This window comes from Bacteroides helcogenes P 36-108, assembly GCF_000186225.1.
GTDB lineage: Bacteria > Bacteroidota > Bacteroidia > Bacteroidales > Bacteroidaceae > Bacteroides > Bacteroides helcogenes.
Window position 1 is genome coordinate 1,401,186 of sequence record NC_014933.1, and the last position, 26,326, is coordinate 1,427,511.

The 26,326-nt window shown below is 44.2% G+C and carries 21 protein-coding genes and 1 tRNA gene; 12 read left to right on the forward strand and 10 right to left on the reverse strand.

All coding sequences use genetic code 11. The annotated features are described in order from the left end of the window. Window positions 1-22: 22 nt before the first annotated feature. From BACHE_RS05575 to BACHE_RS05610, 8 genes are all read left to right on the forward strand, one after another. A complete protein-coding gene (locus tag BACHE_RS05575; RefSeq protein ID WP_013546712.1) occupies window positions 23-838 on the forward strand; it encodes an energy transducer TonB in 816 nt (271 codons plus the stop codon). Between the two features lie 8 nt (window positions 839-846). Further along, window positions 847-1,797: a PstS family phosphate ABC transporter substrate-binding protein gene (locus BACHE_RS05580; protein ID WP_013546713.1), complete on the forward strand. Its 951-nt coding sequence runs from the start codon at window positions 847-849 to the stop codon at window positions 1,795-1,797. A gap of 5 nt (window positions 1,798-1,802) precedes the next feature. Beyond that, complete coding sequence (locus BACHE_RS05585) at window positions 1,803-3,248, forward strand: tetratricopeptide repeat protein (RefSeq protein ID WP_041579223.1); 1,446 nt, start codon at window positions 1,803-1,805, stop codon at window positions 3,246-3,248. A gap of 467 nt (window positions 3,249-3,715) precedes the next feature. Next, the gene (locus BACHE_RS05590; RefSeq protein ID WP_013546715.1) at window positions 3,716-4,567 is read left to right on the forward strand and encodes an ABC transporter ATP-binding protein; all 852 of its coding nucleotides are present in this window, start codon (window positions 3,716-3,718) and stop codon (window positions 4,565-4,567) included. Between the two features lie 2 nt (window positions 4,568-4,569). Beyond that, the gene (locus BACHE_RS05595) at window positions 4,570-5,409 is read left to right on the forward strand and encodes a hypothetical protein (RefSeq protein ID WP_041579678.1); all 840 of its coding nucleotides are present in this window, start codon (window positions 4,570-4,572) and stop codon (window positions 5,407-5,409) included. Window positions 5,410-5,415: 6 nt separating this feature from the next. Further along, a complete protein-coding gene (locus tag BACHE_RS05600) occupies window positions 5,416-5,787 on the forward strand; it encodes a GntR family transcriptional regulator (RefSeq protein ID WP_013546717.1) in 372 nt (123 codons plus the stop codon). 10 nt (window positions 5,788-5,797) lie between these two features. Beyond that, window positions 5,798-6,637 carry a hypothetical protein gene (locus BACHE_RS05605; RefSeq protein WP_013546718.1) on the forward strand — a complete coding sequence of 280 codons (840 nt, stop codon included), beginning with the start codon at window positions 5,798-5,800 and terminating at the stop codon, window positions 6,635-6,637. Window positions 6,638-6,728: 91 nt separating this feature from the next. Further along, window positions 6,729-9,125 carry a TlpA family protein disulfide reductase gene (locus tag BACHE_RS05610; RefSeq protein ID WP_013546719.1) on the forward strand — a complete coding sequence of 799 codons (2,397 nt, stop codon included), beginning with the start codon at window positions 6,729-6,731 and terminating at the stop codon, window positions 9,123-9,125. A gap of 137 nt (window positions 9,126-9,262) precedes the next feature. On the opposite strand, the gene BACHE_RS05615 is transcribed toward BACHE_RS05610, so the two are convergent. Further along, a tRNA-Met gene (locus BACHE_RS05615) sits at window positions 9,263-9,335 on the reverse strand. Window positions 9,336-9,566: 231 nt separating this feature from the next. On the opposite strand from BACHE_RS05615, the gene BACHE_RS05620 reads away from it, so the two are divergent. The 4 genes from BACHE_RS05620 to BACHE_RS05635 are packed head-to-tail and all read left to right on the forward strand — an operon-like array spanning window position 9,567 to window position 14,178. Continuing rightward, window positions 9,567-10,160: a TetR/AcrR family transcriptional regulator gene (locus tag BACHE_RS05620; protein WP_013546720.1), complete on the forward strand. Its 594-nt coding sequence runs from the start codon at window positions 9,567-9,569 to the stop codon at window positions 10,158-10,160. 30 nt (window positions 10,161-10,190) lie between these two features. Next, window positions 10,191-10,937 (forward strand): 3-oxoacyl-[acyl-carrier-protein] reductase, encoded by a 747-nt coding sequence (gene fabG / locus BACHE_RS05625; protein WP_013546721.1) that lies wholly within the window; start codon window positions 10,191-10,193, stop codon window positions 10,935-10,937. Between the two features lie 9 nt (window positions 10,938-10,946). Further along, window positions 10,947-11,618, forward strand: a complete 672-nt coding sequence (locus BACHE_RS05630) for an RluA family pseudouridine synthase (protein ID WP_013546722.1) — start codon at window positions 10,947-10,949, stop codon at window positions 11,616-11,618. Between the two features lie 22 nt (window positions 11,619-11,640). Beyond that, on the forward strand, window positions 11,641-14,178 hold the full coding sequence (locus BACHE_RS05635) for an alpha/beta hydrolase family protein (RefSeq protein WP_013546723.1): 2,538 nt from the start codon (window positions 11,641-11,643) through the stop codon (window positions 14,176-14,178). Between the two features lie 94 nt (window positions 14,179-14,272). Here BACHE_RS05635 and BACHE_RS05640 read toward each other — a convergent pair whose 3' ends face one another. The 9 genes from BACHE_RS05640 to BACHE_RS05685 all read right to left on the reverse strand — a co-directional run bounded on the left by BACHE_RS05640 (window position 14,273) and on the right by BACHE_RS05685 (window position 26,286). Then, window positions 14,273-15,304, reverse strand: a complete 1,032-nt coding sequence (locus BACHE_RS05640) for a DUF4857 domain-containing protein (RefSeq protein ID WP_013546724.1) — start codon at window positions 15,302-15,304, stop codon at window positions 14,273-14,275. 38 nt (window positions 15,305-15,342) lie between these two features. Further along, entirely contained in the window at window positions 15,343-16,011 is a 669-nt protein-coding gene (locus BACHE_RS05645) for a hypothetical protein (RefSeq protein ID WP_013546725.1), read from the reverse strand. A 16-nt stretch (window positions 16,012-16,027) separates the two neighbouring features. Continuing rightward, window positions 16,028-16,918, reverse strand: coding sequence for an ABC transporter ATP-binding protein (locus BACHE_RS05650; protein ID WP_013546726.1), 891 nt, complete (start codon window positions 16,916-16,918; stop codon window positions 16,028-16,030). A gap of 81 nt (window positions 16,919-16,999) precedes the next feature. Beyond that, on the reverse strand, window positions 17,000-17,572 hold the full coding sequence (locus BACHE_RS05655; RefSeq protein ID WP_041579225.1) for a PepSY-associated TM helix domain-containing protein: 573 nt from the start codon (window positions 17,570-17,572) through the stop codon (window positions 17,000-17,002). Next, window positions 17,559-18,143, reverse strand: coding sequence for a hypothetical protein (locus BACHE_RS05660; RefSeq protein ID WP_013546728.1), 585 nt, complete (start codon window positions 18,141-18,143; stop codon window positions 17,559-17,561). The genes BACHE_RS05655 and BACHE_RS05660 overlap by 14 nt, the downstream gene beginning before the upstream one ends. Before the next feature lie 59 nt (window positions 18,144-18,202). Further along, a complete protein-coding gene (locus BACHE_RS05665; RefSeq protein WP_013546729.1) occupies window positions 18,203-19,789 on the reverse strand; it encodes a DUF6850 family outer membrane beta-barrel protein in 1,587 nt (528 codons plus the stop codon). Between the two features lie 142 nt (window positions 19,790-19,931). Beyond that, entirely contained in the window at window positions 19,932-21,251 is a 1,320-nt protein-coding gene (locus BACHE_RS05670) for a DUF4876 domain-containing protein (RefSeq protein ID WP_013546730.1), read from the reverse strand. A 26-nt stretch (window positions 21,252-21,277) separates the two neighbouring features. Further along, window positions 21,278-24,265, reverse strand: coding sequence for a TonB-dependent receptor (locus BACHE_RS05675; RefSeq protein ID WP_013546731.1), 2,988 nt, complete (start codon window positions 24,263-24,265; stop codon window positions 21,278-21,280). A gap of 659 nt (window positions 24,266-24,924) precedes the next feature. Then, complete coding sequence (locus BACHE_RS05685; protein WP_013546732.1) at window positions 24,925-26,286, reverse strand: sigma-54-dependent transcriptional regulator; 1,362 nt, start codon at window positions 26,284-26,286, stop codon at window positions 24,925-24,927. Window positions 26,287-26,326: the final 40 nt, after the last annotated feature.

The following is a 26,326-nucleotide window of genomic DNA, read 5'->3' on the forward strand; positions in this document are numbered from 1 at the left end:
CACCTGAAAAAAGAAGAAGAATATGGCTAAAGTAGATTTAAGTTCTGCAGAATGGTGTGACCTGATATTCAATGGCAAGAATAAGGCGTATGGCGCCTATAAGATGCGTGAGAGCTCTCCCAAGCGCCACAATGTTGCTGTTGTATTGGTGGTAGTTATTGCATTGGTGGGATTCAGCATTCCTACTTTGATAAAAATGGCTACTCCGAGGCAGAAAGAAGTGATGACAGAGGTGACGACTCTTTCGCAGTTGGAAGAACCGGAGGTGAAACAAGAAGAAATGAAACGCGTGGAACCGGTGGCTCCGCCGCCTCCTGCATTGAAGAGTTCTATCAAGTTTACGGCTCCTGTTATCAAGAAAGACGAGGAAGTAAGGGATGAGGACGAAATCAAGAGTCAGCAAGAACTTACCCAGACCAAGGTTGCTATCTCCATTGCCGATGTGAAAGGAAATGACGAGGCAAACGGCAAGGATATCGCCGATTTGAAGCAAGTGGTGACGCAGGCTCCGGTAGAAGAAGAGAAGGTCTTCGACATGGTAGAGCAGATGCCGCAATTTCCCGGTGGACAGGCTGAATTGATGAAATACATTGCCGAGCATCTGAAATATCCGGCGATTGCCGCCGAAAATGGCGTGCAGGGACGCGTGACCTGCCAGTTTGTGGTAGGCAAGGATGGTAAAGTGCACGATGTGAAGGTCATCAAGACGTTGGATCCTTATTGTGATAAGGAAGCGGTCCGTGTGATAATGTCCATGCCCGGCTGGATTCCCGGTAAGCAGAACGGTAAAGCGGTATCGGTGAAATATACAGTTCCTATAACCTTCAGATTACAATAATGTGTGTCATGAAAACGGTGAGACAAGTTCTACTTTCAGGTTTGCCGGTCATGCTGGCTTTGTTGTCGGCTTGCCGGAATAAGCCTGCGGGCGGACAGACAGATACTTATACATCCGGTGTGATTGTAATTGCCGCCGACGAGAGTTTCCGCCCCATTGTACAGGAAGAAATAGATGTATTCGAAGGATTGTTCCCCTTGGCAGGAATTGTGCCCCGTTATGTGACGGAAGTTGAAGCCGTCAACCTCTTGCTCAAGGACAGTCTGCGTTTGGCAGTCACCAGCCGCAGGCTGACCTCCGGTGAGATGAATTCTTTCAACAGCCGGAAGTTCTTTCCGCAAGAGATAAAAATTGCGACGGACGGTTTGGCGTTGATTGCCCATAAAGACAATCCTGATACATTGATTACGGTAAATGAAATCCGCAGTATTCTGACAGGAGAAATCACGCGATGGAAGGAACTTTATCCGGATTCTGAATTGAAAGGCATCAATCTGGTGTTTGATAATAAGAACTCCAGTACTGTACGTTTTGCGGTTGATTCCATCTGCAAGGGAGTTCCGCTTTCGAGCCGTGTGAAGGCGTTGAAGACAAATAGAGAGGTCATTGACTATGTGGCAAGAACACCCGATGCCATCGGTATCATTGGTGTGAACTGGTTGAGTGACCGGAATGACAGTACGGGGCTTTCCTTCAGCCGGGAGATACGGGTGATGTCTGTCAGCGCGGCGGGCAAGGCCACACCGGAAAACAGTTACAAGCCCTATCAGGCCTATCTGTTTTACGGTAACTATCCGCTGACACGCAGCATCTATGCTTTGTTGAATGATCCGCGGAGTGCTCTTCCGTGGGGCTTTGCTTCTTTCCTTGCTTCCGACCGGGGACAGAGGATTATTTTAAAGTCGGGATTAGTGCCTGCCACCCAGCCGGTGCGCGTGGTAAACGTAAAAGATGAATAACTAAAATGAAAGCTGAAATGAAACGTAAATTTGTGCTATGCATGGGAGCGATGCTGCTGGCCGGAACGCTCGCAGCGCAGACACCTGTACCTGGATGGCAGGCAGGGATAGACAAAGTGAAAGGTTTGATTAAGACAAACCCGGGACAGGCTTCCGAGGAAGTCGGTGAGTTGCTGAAAGGCAAGAATAAAAAGAATGTGGAATTGATAACAGCCGTTTCCCGCGCTTATCTGGATACCGGAAAGCCGGCAGAGGCGGAAACGTATCTGGAAATGGCACGGAAGGCCGATAATAAAGCTCCCGAAGTATCTGTTCTGGAAGGGGATATTGCTCTTTACCGGAAAGATGTGGGCAAGGCTTGCCAACTTTATGAGCAGGCTATTTATTTCGATCCCAACTGCAAGGAAGCCTATCTGAAATATGCGCAGGCCTATAAGTTGGCCAGCCCTTCACAAGCCATTGACAAATTGCAACAACTGAAGACTTTTGCTCCTGATTATCCCGAAGCTGACAAGGCTTTGGCAGAAGTGTATTATGCCAATAACCGGTTCGGTGAAGCTGTTGAAGCTTATGCTAATTTTATAGATACCCCCGTGGCCATGGAAAATGACATTTTAAAGTACGCTTTTGCCTTGTTTCTGAACCATGATTTTGAGAAATCCTTGCAGGTTGCCCGGAAAGGATTACAGAAGAATGTCCGTCATGCGGCATTCAACCGCCTTGTAATGTACAATTGTACTGACCTGAAGCGCTATGAGGAAGCGGAAAAAGCTGCCGATGCTTTTTTCAACGGTTCGGACAATGCGGATTATTCCTATTTGGATTATCGCTATCATGGAGCTTTGCTAAGTGCCTTGAAGAAATATGACAGGGCGGTTGCCGAATATGCTAAAGCGTTGGAAAAAGATAGCACTCAGAATGAGGTTTGGCGTGAAATCTCTGATGCTTGCGAGCAGAAGGGAGATTATACACAGGCCATTTCCGCTTATCGGAAGTATTATGATTCATTGAATCAAGATAAAAAGACACCCGAAACCTTATTCCAGTTAGGACGTCTATATTACGGACAAGGAACCTCTGCGGACACCCTTGCCCTTGCGCCTGCCGGCCGTAGGGCGGCTTTACAGGCTGCCGACTCTGTGTTCGCACTCGTCTCGGTACAAGCTCCCGACAGTTATCTGGGAGAACTGTGGCGTGCCCGTACCAACTCCGCTATGGACCCCGAAACGACCGGAGGACTTGCCAAGCCTCACTATGAAAAGGTGGTGGATGTGCTGCTGGCTAAAGGCGATCCGAAGTACAACTCTGCATTGATAGAGTGCTACAGTTATTTGGGCTACTATTATCTGTTGAAGAGTGATTATCCTGCTTCGAAAGAGTATTGGAATAAAATTCTGGCTATCGACCCTACCAATGCTACTGCAAAGAAAGCGCTGGGCGGCATCAAATAGCAATAATTTTAGTTGTTTGTCGTGTCGGGAGGAGCAGAGAGTGATTCTTAGCTCCTCCTTTTTTTGTAAGTAAGCTTTTTTTGAATTGTGTCTTATTGCCCGTTTTCTTTTTTACTAAAATCCCGTTGAAGATTTACTAAAACTTTCCCGGATTTTTACTAAAAATCCGGAGAGGTTTTACTAAATTTTTCTGTGTGCCCTGTGCAGGTGTTTTGAACCAATTTCCTGCAAAGGTTTCCGCCTCCTTTATTTGTAAGGTAAAATGAATGCAGATAATCTTCTGAAGTTTTTTTTATGATTTTTCGCAAAAAGCTCTTGCTATTCTAAAAAGAATATATACTTTTGTGGTGTACTATTAAACTAATACACTGTGTTGCTATTTGCGAGGCTTCAGATGCAAGTTGAAAAGGCCTGAATCTTGTTTTTCTGTTCCCTTGTATTTTCGTCAACCAATAAAATAAAGAAGTATGCTACAAGTAGAAAACATTTCATTCAGTTATCGCCGGGGCAAGAAAGAAGTCCTGCACGATTTCTCACTTTCATTGGAGAAGGGTAGAGTATATGGCCTTTTGGGCAAAAACGGAGCCGGCAAGTCCACCTTGCTCTATCTGATGAGTGGATTGCTCACTCCCAAACATGGGAAAGTGACGTATCGTGACACCGATGTGCGCCGCAGGTTACCCATTACGCTGCAAGACATGTTCCTCGTGCCCGAAGAATTTGAACTTCCCCCTGTCTCCCTCGTCAGCTACGTGGAGCTGAACAGCCCGTTCTATCCCCGTTTCAGCAAGGAAGACATGGTGAAGTATCTGCACTATTTCGAGATGGAGCAGGACGTCAATCTGGGTGCTCTCTCTATGGGGCAGAAAAAGAAAGTCTTTATGAGCTTTGCTCTTGCCACCAATACCTCGCTGCTGATAATGGACGAACCTACCAATGGGCTCGACATTCCCGGCAAAAGCCAATTCCGCAAATTTATCGCCTCCGGGATGTCGGACGATAAGACCATCATTGTTTCCACCCATCAGGTGCGTGACATTGACAAGATTCTGGACCATGTACTTATCATGGACAACAGTCACGTGATGCTCGATGCTTCTACGGCAGATATTTGTCGCAAACTGCTTTTTATGGAAAGTGATGACCGCGAACTGGCTCAGAAAGCACTCTACGTGCTGCCGTCCGTACAAGGCAATTATCTGATGCTGCCCAATGTGGATGACGAAGAGTCGGAGATAAATCTTGAATTGCTGTTTGGCGCCGTACTTTCTGCGCCTGAGAAGATGGCAAGAATGTTTCACCCTGAAATAAAAGAATAATGATGATACGCGATACCTTTTTTAGTATGCCCCGCTTTGTGAGCTTGTGCCGCAAGGAGATGGTGGAGAGTTGGAAAGCCAATGTGCTGCGGATGGTACTGATATATGGCATCTTGGCCATTGTTTTTGTGTGGAATGCATATTTTACGTATGACAACTGTGCCGCTTCAAACAGTTGGGGAGAAGCGGGTGAAGACCCTGTGTGGTTCTTTGATTCGTTGTTTTTTCTTTGGGCAATCGTCATTATGGGTTGCCTGAGCGCTTCGTTCCAGATGGAGCGCATGAAGACCAAGACTAACCGCACGGCTACATTGATGCTTCCAGCCACGATGTTTGAAAAGTTCATTTCGCACTGGCTCATCTTTACATTCGGTTTCCTGATTGTATTCCTGATAGCTTTTAAGCTGGCGGACTGGACACGTGTGCTGTTCTTTATGATAAAATATCCCGATATGGATGCGATAGCTCCCGTACCCATCTTTTCTTATCTTATTGACACTTCGGCAGAGCATTGGGTGATGTTTGAATCCTGCGGGAAGTTGGCACTCGGTGTCAGCTTCTATTTCCTGCTTCACTCCTGCTTTACGCTTGGCAGTTCCATCTGGCCCAAGAATGCTTTCCTCAAAACATTTGTGGCAGGAGTTATCATCGTCATTGTCTATCTGATGATTGGCGCGGGGCTGGCAAAAATCTTCTTCCCGGAACATTATATGGGGCCGGGATACTTTTCGGAGGACTTGGGCTACTTGTGGGGAACCATCCTCTTTTCATTTGGCGCCCTTTTCAACTGGGTACTTGCTTATTTCCGGTTTAAGGAATCGGAGATTATTAACCGTTGGTGATAGAATATGAATTTCAAAGAAAGTAAGGCCATCTATCTGCAAATAGCAGACCGCATCTGCGATGAGGTGCTCCTCGAACAATATCGGGAAGAAGAACGCATCCCTTCGGTACGTGAGTATGCGGCTGTGGTAGAGGTCAATGCCAATACGGTGATGCGCTCGTACGATTACCTGCAAACGCAAGGGATTATTTATAACAAACGGGGTATCGGTTACTTTGTGTCTGCCGGTGCACGCAAGTTAATCCTTTCGTTGCGGAAAGAATATTTTCTGAAAGAAGAAGTGGACTACTTCTTTAAACAAATGTACACGCTTGGTGTGACCGAAGATGAACTCGCGGCCATGTATCGGGCTTATAATAAGAAACAAAATAAATGAAGATAAAATCATGAAACGAACAAGTTATATTATATTTGGAATGTTGCTTGCCGGATTGCTGGTGATGGGTGGCACAATCGTTTACTTGTCTTCTCACGGAAGAAGTTGTGAGGACTTTTGTATGCGGATAGACGGAGAGCAGAAGGTGGTGACGTTGCCGGAATGCAAGGTGATAGAAATGTGTGCTGACAACCGCACGCTGTCAACAGGACGTGTTCATACCATTATTTGCGGTGTGCAATTCAGTCAGGTTCCTTTGTCTATAACTCCTTCCGATTCCTCGCAAGGAACTTTCAGCTATGCTGCCGGGATGGAAAAGTATATGACGATGAAGCTTGCAGGAGATACCCTGCGTGTTACATTCGCTTTCCCGGATGAGAAATTGGAAGAACGCTATCATCAGGAAACCAATCTGCAAATCCGTTCTTCGGGCATGTCCTTGTCTCTGCCTGAGAGCATAAAGCAGGTGTCTTTAGCTATTTATAGCATGGAGACGACGGTTAGAGGTTTTCGTACCGATTCTATGTCTTTTAAGTCGCAAAGCGTTGTCCGGATAGAAGACTGCGAGTTTGCTTCTTTGGCTTCCCAAGCTTGGAATCTCTACTTTGACAGTGGTACAGTCTCCGATTTGTATCTGGACTTGGATAACATCAATAGCTGGAAAGTGAATGCGGATTCTTTTCACATAGACACCGAACACCTGACAGCCAGTCGGAGAGTGTCTTGTTTCGTTCAAAAAGGCGAATGCAGGCAAGTATTGTGGACTCCGAAGTCGGCAGACGCTTCTCTGCAAATGGAAGTGAAGCAGGCCGCCAAGGTAGAAATAGATAAAGACGAAGATTTCGATTAACAGCTTGTCGGATATACCTTAATACTAAGAACCGGTTTTGAATTAATATATTGCCCGTTGGCGAAATGAACGAAAAACATAACTCAAAAATATGAATAAAATCGTAAAACTAACGAACGCCTTACTGGTGCTTCTGCTGATGATGGCAGAAACGCCGGTACTGGCTCAAAAGAGTAGCTTGTCTCAATCTTCTGTCTCTCAACCGTCTGTAAAACCATCCCGGATATGGTCGGAATTGGCAACAGGATATACCAGTGCGCAAATGATTAAAGTGGAGAAAGTGCTTTTTTATTCCGACCGTACAGAAATTGGCATGCACATTGACAACAGTCCGGGAGCCAGAATAGAAATTGCGCCCGAAACCTATCTGCAAGCGGCAGACAAACAATACAAGGTCAAGAGTGCTACAATGTTGAAACTCGGTGAACCATTCACCATTCCGGAGGATGGACAAGTGGATTTCGCCCTGACATTTGACGCGTTGCCGGATAGTGTTAACACTATAAGCATAAGGCAGCCTAACGGCTGGACGATTTTCAACATTCACAGCACTGACTATACTCCAAGTGGATTAGAAAACACTTATTGGAGAGATCAGGCTTCGGGGGAATGGTGCATAGGCTTTACTTCGCATAGCGTTATATATGATCAGAAGGCGTGGGCCATTGACCGCCGTACCGACAAGAAAGACCGGTATGAATTTCTCCTCATTGACCCCTCCTCACAACAGAAAAAAATGGTGCAGGTGGACAAGTTGAAGAAGGGGCTGCGTACGATTACGGTGAAAGGGGAACGAACAATGACTTGTAGTCCAATCACCACCGCTTTTCTTCCTGATTATCCGATGAAAGATACTCGCAAGGGATTTTTGAATACTGGATATCAGGAAGGCGACAGTGTAACGATTACAGGTTGGCTGAAGGATATGCCGGAAATGGCTTGGCGGCGCGGTAAGAATTTTGAAGTGCGTTTCACCAATATCTTTACTGATGAAGAGGAAAATGCGTATGCCAAGATGGATTCTCTCGGTCGTTTCTCTCTGAAGATTCCGATGCTCAACAGTTCTCAGGTGTTTATGGACTGGGGGCGTACGACGGTAAGTACGGTTCTCGAACCAGGTGAAAGCTATTACTTTCTTCACGACTTCCATTCCGGACAAAAACTCTTTATGGGAAAAAACAGTCGGGTTCAAAATGAATTGCTTTCTTTCCCGTATGCTTGGAATACAATAAGTGCCGATGGCCGTACGGACGCCATGACGTATCTTACTCAGATGGATAGTGTGCGGAAAAGTAATGTGAAACAGCTTCAGACTACACTGATAGCCCATCCTAACCTTTCCGAGCGTTTTGTAGAATATACAGCCGGCTTTTATCAGGTGCTTCAAGCTATGTACATGATGCAGGCTAAATTTGCATACAAAGGTCAATTGCCTCTTTCCTATATGGAATATGTGGGAAATGAACTGTGGAAATCTTTCCCTCAACCCGTTACCCTGTACAGTCTCTTTTCCACTTTCTCCAGAGATTATATAGACCAATTGACGAGTGGAAGAGCCAACAATAATTCTTTGAAAAGTGTTCTCTTACGATTGGATAGGAAAAAAGTCATCTCGCTCAAAGAGGATGACCGGAATCTGCTGAACCAATACGAAAAAAGTACCTCCGAACTTAGGGGGAATATTCAGAAGGCAAAAGATAATGAGGAGCGTCAAGGCTTGGTAAAGGCATTTAATGAAGGTAAACTTGTCTCCGATATAGGAAAACTTGCCGGAAAGTACATGTCGTTCATCGTGAAGGAGGTGAGCTTGGCTACGCAAGAGCAACTGACTTCCGTTTGTGATTCCATTGGTTGCAATCCATCACTGCGCTCCATTCTGCTGGCGCGTCATTTCACCAGAAGCATCGATCGGTCTCGCCAACCGTTAGATTCCGTCTCATTGGCTTTTGTTGAAAAGGAGATTCAATTGCCTGCGGCTCTCCATTCTGTAAATAATCTCAACGACAAATACTTGTCTCTTCAGAAAGGAGACCTCGAAGGAGCGGCAAGTTTACGTCCTTCATCGGATGTGGAGGGAATGAGCGATGGGGAAAAGATTCTCCGCAAGATATTAGAGCCATATCAGGGGCGACTGGTCTATCTGGATGTGTGGGGCACTTGGTGCAGTCCTTGTAAGAAGGCTCTCTCTGAATCACACGTTCTGAAAGAGGCATTAAAGGATTTTGATATCGTATATCTTTATCTGGCCAACAGGAGCGATGATAAGTCCTGGAAGAATGTCATTAAGGAATACCAACTGACCGGTGACCATTGCATTCACTATAATCTGCCTGCCGACCAGCAGTCGGCCATTGAGCATTACCTGAACATTCACAGTTTCCCTACCTATAAGCTGATTGACAAGAAAGGAAACATTCATGATTTGGACTGGCGTCATGCCGATAATATGAACCGTTTCAAGCAGCAAGTGGAACAGCTCAGTAAGTGAAAGCGAAAATAATTTCTGTAAGGTTCCATTCGGAACATGATTTTGCAATTGATATAATTTATTGAAGTATTCTAAGTGTAGAATCAAAGAGGGATAGAAACAAAAAAAGAATCGCAATTGCGATTCTTTTTTCTTAGTTGCGGAGGCCTGACTCGAACAGACGACCTTTGGGTTATGAGCCCAACGAGCTACCAACTGCTCCACTCCGCGATGTTTTGTGAGTGCAAAGGTACGGCTTTCTTTTTGATATGCAAATAAAAGCCGTAATATTTTTTGTTATAAATATGTATTTATTGGCAATGTGTTGATATGTAGAGTAATAGTGAAAATATTTTTTCTTTCTTCTTTTTCTGAAATTGTTAATAAAATATGTGTTTTCTTGTAAGATATGCGGAAAAGTTTTACTTTTGCTCAAATTATTAAGCAATGTGCAATTAATCTATGACCGTATCGAAGACAAAAGCTAAATTAGTGGATGTTGCCCGTCAGCTTTTTGCGAAGATGGGTGTCGAAAATACCACGATGAATGATATCGCTCTCGCTTCAAAAAAAGGTAGAAGGACTCTTTATACCTATTTCAAAAGCAAGGATGACATCTATTTGGCTGTAGTCGAGTCCGAACTGGATATTCTCTCAGATATGATGAAACGTGTGGCTGAAAAGAATATTCAGCCGGATGAGAAATTGATGGAAATGATTTACACCCATTTGGACGCCGTGAAGGAGGTTGTTTTTCGTAATGGCACTCTTCGTGCCAACTTTTTCCGTGACATCTGGAGAGTAGAGAAAGTGCGCAAACGTTTTGACTCCAAAGAAATTCAGTTGTTCAGAGAGGTGTTGCACGAAGGGGTGGAGAAAGAAGTTTTCCGGATAGATGATTTGGATATGACTGCCGCGATAGTGCATTATTGTGTCAAAGGTATAGAGACGCCTTATATCCGCGGGCATGTAGGGGCATATTTGGATGATGAGACACGCGATAATTATGTGACCCGGCTGGTGTTAGGGGCATTGGGCGCATTACAAAAAAAATAAAATAACATTAATCAATAACTTAAAGACAATATGGGATTATTAGATGGAAAAACAGCCATTGTAACCGGAGCCGCACGTGGCATTGGTAAGGCTATTGCTTTGAAATTCGCTCAGGAAGGGGCAAATGTTGCATTTACTGACTTGGTGATTGATGAAAATGCCGAGGCTACAACAAAAGAGATAGAAACATTGGGAGTAAAGGCTAAAGCTTATGCTTCTAATGCGGCCAATTTTGAAGATACCGCCAAAGTGGTGGAGGAGATTCATAAAGATTTTGGTCGTATCGATATATTGGTAAATAATGCGGGAATTACCCGTGACGGCCTGATGATGCGCATGAGTGAGCAGCAATGGGATATGGTCATTAATATTAACTTGAAGTCTGCATTCAACTTCATTCATGCCTGTACGCCGATTATGATGCGCCAGAAATCCGGCAGCATTATTAATATGGCATCTGTGGTAGGAGTACATGGAAATGCAGGACAGGCCAACTATTCCGCTTCCAAGGCAGGTATGATTGCGTTGGCAAAATCTATTGCGCAAGAGTTAGGCTCTCGAGGTATCCGTGCCAATGCTATTGCTCCGGGCTTCATCATGACAGCCATGACCGATGCATTGTCTGAAGAAGTGAAGGCAGAATGGTGTAAGAAGATTCCTTTGCGCCGTGGCGGTACACCGGAGGATGTAGCCAATGTTGCTACCTTCCTGGCTTCTGATATGTCTTCTTATGTATCTGGTCAGGTCATACAGATAGATGGTGGTATGAATATGTAAGAAGTAACTATGACTGTCATATACGAAGACAATCATATCATTATAGTCAACAAGACCGCTTCCGAGATAGTTCAGGGAGACAAGACGGGGGATACGCCGCTTTCGGAAACAGTAAAGCAATATCTGAAAGAGAAATATGATAAACCCGGAAATGTCTTTATCGGTGTTACGCACCGGCTGGACCGCCCCGTAAGTGGTCTTGTTGTTTTTGCCAAGACCGGTAAGGCACTGTCACGTCTTAATGAAATGTTTAAGAATAGTGAAGTGAAAAAGACCTATTGGGCAGTGGTGAAAAACCAGCCTCCCGAAGAGGAAGGAGAGTTGGTGAACTATATGGTACGAAATGAAAAACAGAATAAAAGTTATGCGTACGATAAAGAGAGGCCGGGGAGTAAGAGGGCAATCCTGCACTATCGGCTTATAGGGAAATCGCAAAACTATTATTTACTGGAAATAGACCTGAAAACCGGACGCCATCATCAGATACGTTGTCAGTTGGCAAAGATAGGATGTCCCATCAAAGGGGATCTGAAGTATGGTTTTCCCCGTTCCAATCCGGATGGAAGTATTTGTCTCCATGCACGTTTTATCCGCTTTGTACACCCTGTATCAAAGGAGACAATCGAGGTGGAGGCCCCTATCCCTTCCGGAAATTTGTGGAATGGCTTTGAAATGATTTGAAACCTGTTTATAACTAAATTCAATGAAAAAAAACACTATTTTATCGGGCTTGCTTCTTTTAGTAGGATTGGCGGCTCAAGCACAAGATCGGGTGACTGAATACAACATACGCCCTGCGGTTGTGTTACGTACCCCTCTCCAGGGTGACAGCGTCAATTTTACCGGAGAAAAGTTTACGATTGGTAATCTTCTGAAAACGAATATCAGTCTTGATTTTGAAGGACATCCGTATGAGCGTATATCGGTTGATACAGCCGGTTATGTATTTGTGCAGAAGGCAGATAAAGATAATCTTGTCTATCTCTTCGCCACCAATCTGCGTGCAGAACGCTTTATAAAAGGTAAATTGAGTATCTATTCTCCTGCCCGTTTCGAGGTATTTGTAAACGGTGTGTCCAAGCAGACTAAAGAGACGGTGGAAGATAGCCTTACCAAAGTCCGCCCGACAGTGGTCAGCCTGCGTCTTGAACCGGAGGCGGATAATGAAATTGTCATTAAACTGCTGTCTGCGTCGGCTGACAAGATGCAGCCGGCTTTGAAATGTGAATTTGAGAAGGAGAAAGACTTTGCAGATGTCGGTTATCGGATGACGCCGGACTTAAAGAGACGTTTCTCTTTGTATAATACAGCATTCGGTTGCCGTGTCAGTTCAGTATCTCTTTCACCAAATGGTAAGTATTTGTTGACGCGTTATTGGGACAATTATTCCACAAAACGTTCCAGGACACATGCAGAACTGACGGAAGTGAAAACCGGCCGTGTCATATTGCCCAATGCCAACGAGAATATGCGTTGGATGCCTTGCAGCAATAAACTTTATTACACGGTAACAGGCAGACAGCAGAATGATTTGGTGATATATGATCCGGTTACCATGCGTGAAGAGGTGTTGTTTAAAAATGTCCCCGAAGGTTATTTCCATTGGTCTCCAACGGAAGATTACTTGATCTATACGCCGACGGATGAAGGTGAAAAGGTGAACGGTCCGTTGAAGCGTATTCTTCATCCTGACGATCGCATTCCCGGTTCCCGTAACCGTTATTATCTTGTGAAGTATGATATGGCAACCGGACTCTCCGAACGTCTGACTTATGGAAGCCATAACGTTTATCTGAATGATATTTCTCCTGATGGGAAGAAACTTCTATGTTCTACTTCCAAGCCCAATATCACGAAATGTCCTTTCTCGCTTTCTTCTTTGTTTGAGATAGATCTGGCTACCATGAAAACTGATACTCTGGTTTCATGGGATGCTTACACAGGAGGTGCTTCTTACTCTCCGGACGGAAAGCAATTGTTGCTTACCGGCAGTCCGTCTGCTTTCGGAGGCATCGGCAAGAACTGTGGAAACCACCCTATAGCCAACGACTTTGATACTCAAGCTTTCATCATGGACTTGTCCACAAAGAAAGTCACCCCTATTACGCGTGACTTTAATCCTACGGTGAATCCTTTGCAATGGAACCGTACGGACGGCTGTATTTATTTTACTACTGTCGATGGCGACTGTCAGCACATCTATCGCTATACTCCGAAAGACGGACAATTTGAAATGCTGCCGCTTAAAGAAGATGTGATTACTTCCTTCACGCTGGCAAAAGACAATCCGGCGATAGCTGCTTATGTGGGAGGTGGTAATACCAGTGTGGGTGCTGCCTATACATACGATACAAAGAAGAAGGCTTCTACTTTGCTGGCCAATCCTATGCAGCCTATTTTGGATAAGATAGAGTTTGGTAAAATGGAAGAGTGGAACTTCACGGCGGCAGACGGTACTGAGATTAAAGGCATGATGTGCTTGCCTCCTTCATTTGATCCGGATAAGAAATATCCGCTTATTGTTTATTATTATGGCGGCACTACACCCACTACGCGTGGTATCACTTCTCCTTACTGTGCACAGTTGTTCGCTTCACGCAATTATGTGGTCTATATTATTCAACCCAGTGGCGCTATCGGATACGGTCAAGAATTCTCTGCCCGACATGTGAACGCATGGGGTGAACGTACTGCTGATGAAATTATTGAAGGAACGAAGAAATTCTGTGAGACTCATTCGTTTGTCAATGAAAAGCGTATCGGTTGTTTGGGAGCCTCTTATGGCGGCTTCATGACAATGTATTTGCAGACTAAGACTGATTTGTTTGCCGCTGCAGCTTCGCATGCCGGTATCAGTAATGTAACAAGTTATTGGGGAGAGGGCTTCTGGGGATATTCTTATAACTCCGTTGCTGCTGCAGAAAGCTATCCGTGGAGCAACCCCGACTTATTTACCAAGCATGGTGCGCTGTTCAATGCGAATAAGATAAAGACTCCGTTGTTGCTCTTGCATGGCACTGTGGATACAAATGTACCTATCGGTGAAAGTATTCAGTTGTATAACGCATTGAAAATCTTAGGTAAGCCGGTAGAGTTTATTACGGTGGATGGCGAGAATCATTTTATCAGCGACTATGCGAAGCGTGAACTATGGCAAAATTCCATCATGGCATGGTTTGCCCGTTGGCTACAGGACAGCCCGGCATGGTGGAATGATTTATATCCGGAAAGACACTGGTGATAAAAGTGATAACACCACTCTGCTTGTGTATATGATTAAGCCGTTCTCTGTCTATTGCAGAGAACGGCTTTTGGCTTTTGCATCGCCTTTGTTGTCAGAAACGGGGCTTCACGTATTTGTCTTCGGAAGAAGTGAAATGGAGCCCCGGCATGCCTGTATTCTCGTCGGCAGATTGAATAGACCGGAGAAGTTTATAATTATTAGCATCCAATGCATAATACATGACATTGTTGTCTGTCTTGATGCAGACTGTCCAGTCAAACATGTTGCCGAAGATTGTTATTGCGTCTTTCTTCGGATCATAGGTTGGTACACCGGTTTTTACCAGTTCGTATGTCTTGCTGTTCAAGACATAGAAGTGATTGTCGGTATCGGTCAGGAAACCTAATGTCTTACGGCTTTTGAATTCTGTAACGAACAATTGGTTTACTTTTACGCCCTCAGGTAGAGAGATGGCGCGTACATAGGGACGTCCCTTCATTTGCTTCATGTGGAATAGTTTTCCTTCATTGTCCAAGATTAAATAACCTTCGTCATATTCTTTACGGGTGGTCGGATTTCCGGCGATGAGACGGGAGGGAAACTTGAATTTTTTCTTTGTTAAAGCATCTGTAAATAAGCGGCTTTTATCTGTATCCACGGCATTGGCTTTTATTTGAATGAATTCGATGCCTTTATAAGTGATGCGGAACACGTCATCCGGCATACTCAGTTCCACGCGGCCGGACATGCTTTCCAATAACGGATAGAGTCCTATTTTAGAAGCATTGATATCAGAGGGTACTGAACGGAAATTGAAATTGGTCATCTGTACTTCGCGCGGGGTCAGGCTTACTCCTTTTATCGAATCCGGAAAACGTTCATCCGACATCAATTGACGTATATAGAAAAATGGAAGGATGCTGTCTGTCTCTTCCTGTGAGTAAATATTCCCGGATTGATCACGGCGTATTATTCCTTTTCCTTCTTCATTACCGATAGAAACGAAATCTCCTATTATAGTGCTGTATAATGTAAAAGGGGCTTTTGAAGGCTTTGCTGTGAAGAAGGTGTAACACCAAGGCAGTTGCCAAAGTAGAAGAAGTATGATAGTGATTGATAAAAAAAATCGGCTAAATCGTATCATTGTTGTTCTTTCTTTATTTATTGTGAGTTTTATGAACTTTAATCTTGTTTTCCGGCTTTGAATCTCGCTATGGATAACCATGATAAACTTGCAGTAAGCAGAGTATAGACCACGAGCCAGGGTAAGAATACATTATAGGCTTCCGGAGCTTGTGCAAGGAAGAAGATGCGAAGTAGCAGGATTGAGATTGCAAGGTTGAATATACGGCGCTTCCATGTAGGTTCCAGGCATATCCATGAGATTAATAGATATGAGGAGATGCCGGCCAGATACCAGGGAAAGGCGGTTAGCAGAATCCGGGAGTAAAGTTCCGGGGCAAGGATTCCTTGCAGGTAAAACAGCATTAACAGGAAGTTGGTTATAAAACACGCAAGCAGTGCCAACAGCCCATAGAGTAACATCAGATTTATCATCCGCAACTGTGGATAAGGGAGATGTAATGTCAGTTTCAGGCATTTGCGGTGCATTTCCGGAACAAACTGTACCAATGCGAATATTATTCCTATCAGCAATGGGATATATTCCAATAAATCCACGAATACAGTGTCGCGTGACAGCATCACCTCCCAAACATGCTCTACACCTTTCAGTTCGGCAATGCGGTTGATGCGTAGCATTGAGTAACCGGCAAAGCCGAGTGTTGTGATGGAAGCGAGTAGCAGATACCATCGGGTTTTGATCCATTCTTTGTAAAATATAGTGCTCATAAGTTTCTTTATTTTTTTAATATTTTCCAGTTAGTCCGATGAAAGCGTCTTCCAAGTTTATTGTTTCGCAAATTAAATTACTGTAAGGCACTTGTATGGCTGTCAGACGTGTCTCTACTTCTTGCTTTGATAGAAAGGAGAAAATCTCTAACGTATTGCGTATTATGGAAGGGTGATGGAAATCCTTGTTTGCGGGTATTTCCTTATAGCCTTCCGGCAAGATGCAAGTGTAACGGCGCAGTGTGTTGAGTAGTTCGTGGACAGGTTGTTGAGTCAAGATACGTCCATAGTCCATAATGATGCAGTCATCCACCAAGCGTTCCATGTCTTGAATAATGTGTGAGGTCAGAAATACCGTTTTGTTCTCGGAACGGGCATAATCGCGTAGATAGTCTGCAAATAAGCGTCGATAACCAGGGTCGAGTCCGAGTGAAAAATCATCCAATATCAGCAATTCCGGATTTTGCGCCAGGATCAATCCCAATGCTACTTGTGAACGTTGTCCGCATGACATGCGTGATATGCGTTGTCCCGGTGCGACTTTCAGTTTATTCATGAGTTCGTAATATGCTTCCTTACGCCATTGCCTGGGATAAAAGGCAGCATAAAACTTTTCGATTTCCTTTATTGTCATAAACTGGTATTGTACATGCCCCTCAATGAGCAGTCCGATATTGCGGCGTGTGGCAGGATTCATGTGCCGGATGTCTTGGCCGAAAATGCGGCATTCGCCCGAACGGGGAGTCAGGTAGCCACTCAAAATGTTGATGGTTGTAGTTTTTCCTGTGCCGTTTTTTCCAAGTAAGCCTAAGATACGTCCTTGGGGCACATTGAAACTGAGGTTTTCGTATATCAACCGTTTGCCGTAGTAATGCGTCAGGTTGTTGCATTCAATGATATTCTCCATTGTTTTTTGCTTGTTAAATGTTCTCTGTAATATGGATAGTTGAAAAGACCTGTGTCATGCAATCTTTTTCCTTGGCTCATTCTACATAAAGAGAAAGAGTAGCGGTATGAGAATACCGGCGGCAAGCTCTATGCCGCCTTGTCCCCACAATCCTTTTGCCCCTTTCAACATTGCCATACCCGTAATAGTGATAATGATAAGGCCTACTGCGAATGAATCGGCAAAGAAAGTCCACCATCTGCCGGGATTATAATGTAGTTTGGTGAGGGCACTCAGCAGGGGGCGTCTTGTCAGTTTTTCATAAGTGGCTTGCCGGGTAGGTAGCTCTACCAGCAGATTGGAACCGCCTTTTAGGAAAACTTTCATCCGGTTTGCCTGCGGGAAGTAATGCTTCGTGTAGTTCTTTTCTTCTCCGAGTGGCTTCAAGAGTTTCAGTACATCGCTTTTCTGAATGTCGGCTTGGGGCGGCAAGGTTTCTGTGAGAGTATATTGCCGAAGTTCTACCGAGTAGTTGGGATTGATTGTATTCCGATGATTCATAACGATTCCGGAGATGGCGTATATCAATACCATACCCGAAAAAAAGAACGATAGGTCGCGGTGTATGAGCCGACTCCACTTCCGAAGCATGGTTCCTGTCTTACTGGATTTCATATTTGAGGGCTTCTATATAATAGAATGACAAATAGGACTTTCCTTCTTCAGCCTGACGTTTGGCTATTTTACTGCGGAAGTCTGCTATACGTGCCTGCGGAGTATTGGCTGTTTCTCCACGGGCTTTCTTTTCGGTGTTGCATCCGGCTTCGCCCTCTCCGTGATTCTCATTGGAAGCAGCTCTCAGTCTGGTTTCCCATTGTTGCAGATAGGCTTCGTCTATGCGTTGTTCTTTCAGGATTCCGGTGACCTGCACGATGCTGTTGACACATTTGGTGTCGAAGGAGCCTAATTTCCCGGCTTCCACCCGGATGGTTTGAGTATCGTCACTTCCCATCAGGAAGATCTTTGTTGCGCCATGTTTGCAAGCATGTGTGCAGATACCCTCAATTGTTACTTCCTGATTGACCAGTGGTTCGGCATTAGTCAACAGGCTGTCTATTTCCATTGCCCCGGAAGATGTTTGCTCTGTTGCAATGTCTTCTGTGTTTTTTTGTTTGCTTCCACAAGAAGCACCGATGAAAAGGAATGCAGCAATAGCTGCAATTAGAGTCATTTTACTTGTTTTCATTTCTTAATTCATTTTTATTAAATACTCGTTTGCAATTCGTTCGTTCTATAAATGCCTGCTTAGAAAGTGCATCCTAAGCTCCATGTTATTTCATGGTGTCGGTCACCTTCCAGATACACTATACCAAAAGCTTTAGTCATGCCATAGTGGAGTGAAGTAAATCCTGTCAAACCTTTTCCGCCTATGCTCCGGGCATATTTGAAGCTGGCTTCGCCTTTTATTCGTTTGTTGGTGAGGAATTCAAATTCACGGTACAAGAAAGTTGTCATACTTTTGGGAGTCGACTGACTTTCGGTGGGAGTAGTATAAGTTCCGTCTTTCTGCACGCTTCCCCGGCCTGAAGCATAAGTTCCTCCTATATATAGGCTGTACATGTCTTTTTTTCTGCATATATTACGTTCACCCGACAAGTGGAATGTTGTGGTGTGTAGCCTCTGCTTCCGGTAATACGGATAGACAGAAGCTGTAAGATTCCTGCTGAAATAACTAAAAGTGCCTTTCACTGTCCACGCGGGACAACCGTTGGTTACTTCGAGGTTTCCTGTATATCCGGCATCAAGGCTCCAGATGGTTTTATTCGTGGTGTCCAATGTTCCGTAATAATTTACATTGGTTTTGCCTCCGCCCTCATTGTCATATCGGTAAATGTTTTCGGCATTGGCCAAAGACTCTCGCTGGAAACCGATGTGCAGGCAATGCAAATCTTTTTGTCCTTGCAACGAGAGTATGCTTTTGTAAGATAATATGCCGGAGTTGTGCTCACTATATATCACTGTGCCGGGCGATTTTTTACCATAATATCCGTTTCGTGATTTATAGGCCAGCTCATTAAAGAATTGAAGTTTCGGCAGAATGTACCATTTTAGTTGTAGAGTTCCGCCGTGATATTCGTTGAAAAGAGGTTTTTCTTCATTTTTTTTTGTATATCCGTTATCCCCGAACTGTTCTACTATGCCATAAAAACCACCATAGCTGATGAGGGAATTATAAACTCTGTCCGTAGTACCATACATGCTGATTAGCAGGCCTTCCGTACTGCGACGGTAATAATAATTTGCTCCCAGTTCCACTCTTTTGCTCAGGCGGTAAATGATTCCGGCCGTCAGGTTCATGTCAAGCAGATTGTTGACGTGTCGCAGGTCTTTTTGCTTGGCATAATTAGCCGCTGTATAGTCAACCTTTCCTCCCATGGATATTTTTGGGGAAAGGTCTATGCTGACAGCGCCTGTCAGTTGATATTTTTCCAGGCTTTTGTCTCCACGGTTGCTGTCAGTATATTCCACAATGTCAAATGGAGCGTCATTGGGATTGATAAAATAGGAACCGCCCATATCCTTGCCAAAGAAGTTGTGATAGTTTACTTCCCCGAAGAAGACTGTTTTGGAGTTGAGGCGATAGAATGATTCAGCCTGAGCACCGAATTCGAAACTGTTTCCCGACTGGTAATAATTTACAAATTTCCCATTCTGTTTATTTGCATATACCTCTATCGTAGAAATCCGGGGAATAGACAATGCGTGCAGTCCGGCTGCATTCTCACTGTTGAGCCATGCTTCTGTCTGCCTTAAATATGCGATATTTCCCCAACGGATATCGTGGGATGTCTGTGCTACAAGTGTGGAACAGGAAGTTCCGCAAAATAGCATAAATAGTAGTATTTTATTCTTTATCGGCAACATTTATTATTGATTTAAACCTAAAGGCAAGTGTTTGTCAAGCCCCGGATATATAGATACAGAATCGGCGGTATAGACTGAATGCCGGGGCTTGATTTTGTCATTGGTATTTTTAATCCTTTAGAGAAGCTTGTTTGCGTTGATGAAAATCATTTGTTGAATTATTCGTATCTTGATAAATGATACGTGCACCATTTTTCAGAGATGCTTCGGCATCTATCCCGCTGGGGTCGTTTCCGTAGGAGTAATTATAAACTAATTTACCGGAATTACTTTCAATGGCTTCTGTGGCATTTTTGTTCACATTTCGGTAAGAAGTATGTCCCAATTGAGGAGTCAAAAGGGTATAACCACCGTCTATGGTGGAGGTCAGGCGTTTTTTGCTTTTTTCCTGATTAGGTTCTGAGAATATCTCGATGCCGTCCAGAATCCAGTTGGTAGGAACCTTTTTGCAGAGATTGGGCGCAGTGGTATTTCCACCGTTGTACCAGTTGTTGCTGTTGTCATTGGCAAAAGCGGATGGCGTAGTTCCGTCAGTGCTGAAAATAAAGAGGGCAGGTCCATGTTGAGATATGGGCCAGGCGCTACCTGGGCCATATTTTTCGGCAAGCAGATAATGTGAAGTGGGAATACCTTCATAGGGGGCAGGATACCAATTTGTGTTTGTCCAGTCTTCTGTGTCGTACATGCAGTAGTAAGATGCGTTGGCCAGATTGACAGACTTGCTGTAAGTCAATGTGTGGTTGATGGCTCCTGATATGGAAACAACAACTTCTTCTGCCGGTTGCAAGGTTAATGTCTGAGGGAAATACCATATCCCGTATCCGGCGGGAATAAATCCTTCACTTTCATAAGTCAATTTCCCATTGCTGTCATAGTTGTTATTGGTTGCATTGCTGTTGAGAGGTAAGGCGAGTCCGATGCATAGGTTATCGATGCTTGCCACGGTATTTGAATTGTTGTATAGGATGACGTACTTATCATACAGATAAGTTCCCGAGCCATTATTGTTTTGGCATCCTCCAACGTAAAATTCTTTAATTACAATCTGACTCGACTTTGATTCTGTCAGACTCAATTGCACAGTGTGTTCACTTATCCAGGTGTCGGTCACGGATATGCCGCTTGTAATACCGTTTAGCAAATATATATAGCCTTCCTGAGAACGTTGCTCACTGGCTGAGGCCTCGTAAATTCCTGCCGGTACGGTGAACGAAGCTTTACCGAGGGCATCAGTAGTTGCGTTATAAATACCGCCGTTACCTGAAGTCAGCTTTACGGTCACTCCTTCCGAAGCCGTCAGTCCGCTACTGGACGGATATACCAACTGTACATTTACGGTGAATGTCTTGTAGCTTTTATCTTCGTTATCGCTGCAAGAGGTCAGACCGAATATCAATACACAAAGTAGTAAATATGCATACTTTTTCATTTTCATTTTTTTTATTTGATTCAACATTATAATTTCAGTTTTACAGACAGACCATAGTAGAACTGGGGGATATATGAGCTATTGTAGAGCGTTGATTCCAATCCCGTTTGTGAAGACTTCACCCTTCCCATATGATTGAAGAAGTTTGTTGCATAGAATGATATAGAGGCAAAGTCCCCGATTTCTTTCGTCAGGTTGATGTTGGCTGAGAAATAGGAAGAAATCCTGTTCGGATTGAAGTAGTAACTGGTATTTGACTTTACTACCAGTTTGGCGAGCTCATTGTATAGTGCCGTGTCGTTCTCTTTGGCCCAGGCAAATTTTTCGGCAAAGGGGATTTGTATGTTCGGTTCCTCCCAAGTGGAGTAGTACAATGGATAGACAGCCACGTATTTGTCTCTCCCATAAAGGCTGGGATCATTGCTGAAGTAATTGCCGGCATTTTCCAGAGCTATTCCCCGGCTGCTTCCGTCACTATATTCACTCAAGCTCTGCCGGTAGTTGTAGAAAGAACCTTCTACTCTCATGGAGAGAATCATCCGTATTTTGGGTATGTGCGTTGTGACGGTCAGATTCATGTTCAGTTGGCGGGACAAGCTGCCGTTGGATACTGAAGCTGTTGCTGACGAAGAAGTGGATGTTTCGTTGGAACCACAGTAATATCCCACATATTTATAAGGATTTCCATCAGCCATAGTGGTATTGGAAGGCATGTAGCCGACCAGAGTCTCGTCTATGCCTTTATAATAATAATAGTTTCCGTCCAGTCTGAAGGAAGTCCGCAGTGACTGGATCTGTGCAAAGTCCACAATCCAGTTAATGCCACTTCGTGTCACCGGTGAACCGTTGGTGTAGCGAGCATTGGCTTTGAAAGTATTTCGCTCATTGTATGCCAATTGTTGGCTGGCATAAGTTCCGGTACGGTCGCTCACAGTTACCACGCCCGTTTGTCGGTCAATGCTGTAGTACCTGTTTGCCGATGGAATCTCACAATTGTTCAGATGTTCCTGTGTGGTCAGTTTGTAGGTATAGGGTGTATATTCGTTGGTACGCATATATGGGTTGAACGTCTTGTTGTGGAATGCGGAAATATAAATTCGAGTGCCTTTCACGTTGGCTTCCAATCCTAATTCAGTCTGGCGGGTATATTGCCATTTTAAGTCAGGATTATAAATGGCTTTGGAAGGGATGGAGTAATAGGCATAGAATGTGGTTCCGTCACTCATGGTTCCCGGAGCGAAAGCAAGTTTGTCGGAATAAGAAGGTGAGGGGTACAATACCTCAAAAGAAGGTAGTTTTACAGATTTCCCTATCCCTCCGTACACGCTCAGGTCACTGACCCATTTGTCAGCTTTCTTCCAAACTGTATATTTTATGTTGAAACGGGGCGACAGGCTGTTTGCCGTTTGGTATTCAGAGTTTTTGATGTAGGTGATATCCGAACGTAACCCCACAGTCATGTGTAAAGATGACAGGCGTCCGACAGGCAATGTTATATTGTCTTCTATGTAGGTAGCTATGTTGTTTAGGAAAGGTAGCTCATCGTAGCGGTATTGACGCCATGTGGGAGCATAGCGCATATCGTTGTAATAAAGACCACGACCTTTGTTGCCGGTACTGTTTATCTCAGTTCCCAACATAAGCTTGTTGGTGATATTGTTCCATTGTCTGCTCCAGGCTGCTTTTAATCTCATGGCATAGTTGATGGGTTTGCTATCAGTATATGCCAATTGATACCAATAACCTGTGGGGCCGAGGATGATTTCAGCATTGGGATTTTCATCATAGCTTGTTGCAATGAAGTATCCTTCTTGGGTGCTGTGGATGAAAGGCTGTGTAGATGCACTGTTCTTGTTGGTGCTCTCTTTCGATAACTTGTCCGAGTAAGCCATTGATGCCGACAAGGATAGATTGGTAATCCATGATTTGTTCAGCAACCAGTCTAACTTCACATTTCCACGAAAAGTGTAATCACGTGTTTGGATATAAGTATCCTGAAAGGCATCCGGATCAGCCTTTGAGTTATATCCCCCTATGTTTCCTGTGAGTCCGGCATTCAATGAAAGAGGGTGTTGTGCGTTTCGGTTTAGAATATTGGAGTAGTTCAGCGTCAGAGTGTTGCGGTCGTATGCGGTGTGGGGAGATGCCAGATTGGAGGTTGATCTCGTGCGTTCGAAGCTTGTATTCAATGTGCCGGTTTTGTTTCCTAATAAGAAACCTTTGCTGATGGCAAATTGTTTGGTCTTGGGTTCGGTGGCCAGTTCGATGATGAAAGGAGTTTTTCCTTTCCGGGTATTGATTTTCACAATGCCGTTTGACATGTCGCCATATTCCACCGACGGTATCCCGGTTATGACTTCTACCGATTCGATGTTTGAAGATCCTATGTTACGCAAGTCGATACCTTTTGTCTCGTTCATGGCGGCATTGTTTTGTAACTGTACCCCGTCTATTGTGACAGCCGTACCGAAAGAAGCATTTCCGAATTCACCGCTTCCGCTTTGCAGGCTGATACGCTTATCCGATGTCAGATTTTGGTCGCCAATGGTTTTTCCTCCCGGTAGTAAAGTGCTGATGCCACTTAGATTCAGCATTTGTGCATGATCCAGTGTCCTACGGTCTATGGTGTATGAAGTTGTTTGGCTGCTCGTTCTTTTCTGGGCGGTAACCACTACTTCATTAATAGTGAGATTGCTTTCCTGCAATGTAATTAGTAAGTCGGTAATATTTTTTTGTATATCCAATTCCAGTGTTTTAGTTACGTATCCCAAGTATTGTATGTTCATTTTAATTTTTCCGGCGGGTACTTTGTGTAGAGTGAATGCCCCTTTTTCATTAGTTATTGCCCAAAGTGTATTTTCAGGAAGATATACGGTGACAAACTCCATGGGAACTTTGCTTTTGTTGTCAATGACTCGTCCTGATATGCTATAATGTTGGCAAATGGCCGGCTGTATGGAACTTAATATAAGAAGAAAGAATATTATGTATTTACTGGTGATGGAATCTGTCATTTAAAGACGTTAGTGTTAGTTGCTATATTATTTTTTTGCAAAGATAGGTTTATCTTGGCGGGTGGAGAATCGCCACTTGTCGGTATTTTTATGGGCTGATTGACGGGTGGAGTACCTAAAGGTGGGTATTGTTTTTTGTGGTGTGTAGCTTTAAAAAAAAGCCATTCTCCAGAATAGACAAGGAGAGAACGGCTTTTTTCGTTAGTGTGCTTACTGTTCTTCAGCAATCTTTGCAGATGTTTTAGTTGCGGGAACCTTGGCTGAGAATTATCCGGCTTTCGGTTTTTGTCGGGCCCTTTCTTGACAAAACTTAATGTGAATTCAAGTATTGCCAAGAAAGAACCACCACAAACAAACATAAACAGGGCTGCTACTAAATACTAACTTAGTGTAATAAACTCATTTGCTTTTAGTCACATATATATAAAGTCTAATTTAGTGTTTTGCTTTCAGTAGAAGCTTGTCGCTTACGTATGATGTATGTTCAAATGATATGCCAAAGAGGTGGAAGTTTGCATAATGTGTTGTTTCTCACAGGTGTGTGGCTCTGAAGAAGCTTGTGGCACTGTATGGGCAAATGTGGAAACTTGTGGAATCTGTGGAGTGAAGTGTGGAATAATTCCACACTTCTATGGATGATGGGATTGGGTATCGCTTTATTAACTATCTATTTCGTATAACTTCAATTTGTTGTACAAGGTTTTCCGATCAATTCCCAATAGTAGTGCAGCACGGCTTTTGTTATTGCCTGTCTGACGAAGGGCTTCAATGATATGTTGTTTTTCTGTTTCCTCGTTGCGAAGGGGAATCCCTGTAAAAGAGGGGGGGGATTCCTGCAAGTCACTCAGCTCATCCGGAGTGATGAACCTGCCTTGTGCCAACAAAGTGGCACGACGCACAATGTTCTTCATCTGGCGCAGATTACCGGGCCAATGGTACTCCATCAAAGCTCTGGAGGCCTTGTCGTCAAAACCGGTCAGGTGTTTGTCCATTTCGCGATTCGCCTGGTCAAGGAAGAAGTTGGCAAAGAGCAGAATATCTTCGCGGCGATCCTTCAATTGAGGCATGCGTAGGGTAAACTCGTTGATGCGGTGATAAAGGTCTTCACGGAATGTACCTTTTTCAATGGCTTGTTCCAGATTCTCATTGGTAGCTGTAACCAGACGTACATCTACCTGTATCTCTTTGGTCGATCCTACGGGACGTATCTTGCGTTCCTGTAAGGCGCGGAGCAACTGAATTTGTACTTCATAACTCAAATTCCCCACTTCGTCAAGAAAGATGGTTCCGCCATTGGCGGCAACAAAAGCACCGGTTTTGTCAGTCAATGCACCGGTAAACGCTCCTTTCACGTGACCAAAGAATTCCGAAGCCGCTAATTCTTTAGGAATGGAGCCGCAGTCAATGGCAATAAATGGCTGGCTTGAGCGTTTACTGAGTTGGTGAATGCGATGGGCCACATATTCTTTTCCTGTTCCGCTGGCCCCGTTGATGAGCACGGACATATTGGTAGGGGAAACCAGCTTCACATAATTGTAGAGTTGCTTGGCAGCATCACTCTCACCTTCCAAATACTCCGAAGGTGCAGAAGTACCCGTCACATCCTTTGGGGCAGTATTCTCCACTTCTTCCGGGTGCATGGTTTGCTTTGAAGTATCAGATGGGGTGTTCAGGGCTTCATGTATTTTCTTCAATAGTTCATCCGGATTCACAGGCTTGGCTATATAATCACGAGCGCCAAGCTTCATGGTTTGCACGGCAGATTGTATATCCGCATATCCTGTCATGATGATAAGTGGTATTTGCAAGTTGCGTTCACTCAACCATTTCAGGAGGTCAATACCATCCTTGTCGGGCAGACGCAAATCGGATAATATTAACTCTACACGCTCTGTCTCAATATGTTTTTGAGCGCGGGCAATGCTGCTGGCGGATGTTACCTGAAAGCCTTTTTTACCAAGCCACGTTTTAAGCATCATACCGTAAGTAATATCGTCTTCTACGATTAATATAGATCTCATTACCTTTGCGTTTTTTCTCTTTTAATAAGACAAAGGTAAG

What these genes read in the sequence shown, in the direction of transcription:
- BACHE_RS05575 (WP_013546712.1), top strand. Translation starts at nt 23, where the DNA reads ATGGCTAAAGTAGATTTAAGTTCTGCAGAATGGTGTGACCTGATATTC.
- BACHE_RS05580 (WP_013546713.1), top strand. Translation starts at nt 847, where the DNA reads ATGAAAACGGTGAGACAAGTTCTACTTTCAGGTTTGCCGGTCATGCTG.
- BACHE_RS05585 (WP_041579223.1), top strand. Translation starts at nt 1,803, where the DNA reads ATGAAAGCTGAAATGAAACGTAAATTTGTGCTATGCATGGGAGCGATG.
- BACHE_RS05590 (WP_013546715.1), top strand. Translation starts at nt 3,716, where the DNA reads ATGCTACAAGTAGAAAACATTTCATTCAGTTATCGCCGGGGCAAGAAA.
- BACHE_RS05595 (WP_041579678.1), top strand. Translation starts at nt 4,570, where the DNA reads ATGATACGCGATACCTTTTTTAGTATGCCCCGCTTTGTGAGCTTGTGC.
- BACHE_RS05600 (WP_013546717.1), top strand. Translation starts at nt 5,416, where the DNA reads ATGAATTTCAAAGAAAGTAAGGCCATCTATCTGCAAATAGCAGACCGC.
- BACHE_RS05605 (WP_013546718.1), top strand. Translation starts at nt 5,798, where the DNA reads ATGAAACGAACAAGTTATATTATATTTGGAATGTTGCTTGCCGGATTG.
- BACHE_RS05610 (WP_013546719.1), top strand. Translation starts at nt 6,729, where the DNA reads ATGAATAAAATCGTAAAACTAACGAACGCCTTACTGGTGCTTCTGCTG.
- BACHE_RS05620 (WP_013546720.1), top strand. Translation starts at nt 9,567, where the DNA reads ATGACCGTATCGAAGACAAAAGCTAAATTAGTGGATGTTGCCCGTCAG.
- fabG (WP_013546721.1), top strand. Translation starts at nt 10,191, where the DNA reads ATGGGATTATTAGATGGAAAAACAGCCATTGTAACCGGAGCCGCACGT.
- BACHE_RS05630 (WP_013546722.1), top strand. Translation starts at nt 10,947, where the DNA reads ATGACTGTCATATACGAAGACAATCATATCATTATAGTCAACAAGACC.
- BACHE_RS05635 (WP_013546723.1), top strand. Translation starts at nt 11,641, where the DNA reads ATGAAAAAAAACACTATTTTATCGGGCTTGCTTCTTTTAGTAGGATTG.
- BACHE_RS05640 (WP_013546724.1), bottom strand. Translation starts at nt 15,304, where the DNA reads ATGATACGATTTAGCCGATTTTTTTTATCAATCACTATCATACTTCTT.
- BACHE_RS05645 (WP_013546725.1), bottom strand. Translation starts at nt 16,011, where the DNA reads ATGAGCACTATATTTTACAAAGAATGGATCAAAACCCGATGGTATCTG.
- BACHE_RS05650 (WP_013546726.1), bottom strand. Translation starts at nt 16,918, where the DNA reads ATGGAGAATATCATTGAATGCAACAACCTGACGCATTACTACGGCAAA.
- BACHE_RS05655 (WP_041579225.1), bottom strand. Translation starts at nt 17,572, where the DNA reads ATGAAATCCAGTAAGACAGGAACCATGCTTCGGAAGTGGAGTCGGCTC.
- BACHE_RS05660 (WP_013546728.1), bottom strand. Translation starts at nt 18,143, where the DNA reads ATGAAAACAAGTAAAATGACTCTAATTGCAGCTATTGCTGCATTCCTT.
- BACHE_RS05665 (WP_013546729.1), bottom strand. Translation starts at nt 19,789, where the DNA reads ATGCTATTTTGCGGAACTTCCTGTTCCACACTTGTAGCACAGACATCC.
- BACHE_RS05670 (WP_013546730.1), bottom strand. Translation starts at nt 21,251, where the DNA reads ATGAAAAAGTATGCATATTTACTACTTTGTGTATTGATATTCGGTCTG.
- BACHE_RS05675 (WP_013546731.1), bottom strand. Translation starts at nt 24,265, where the DNA reads ATGACAGATTCCATCACCAGTAAATACATAATATTCTTTCTTCTTATA.
- BACHE_RS05685 (WP_013546732.1), bottom strand. Translation starts at nt 26,286, where the DNA reads ATGAGATCTATATTAATCGTAGAAGACGATATTACTTACGGTATGATG.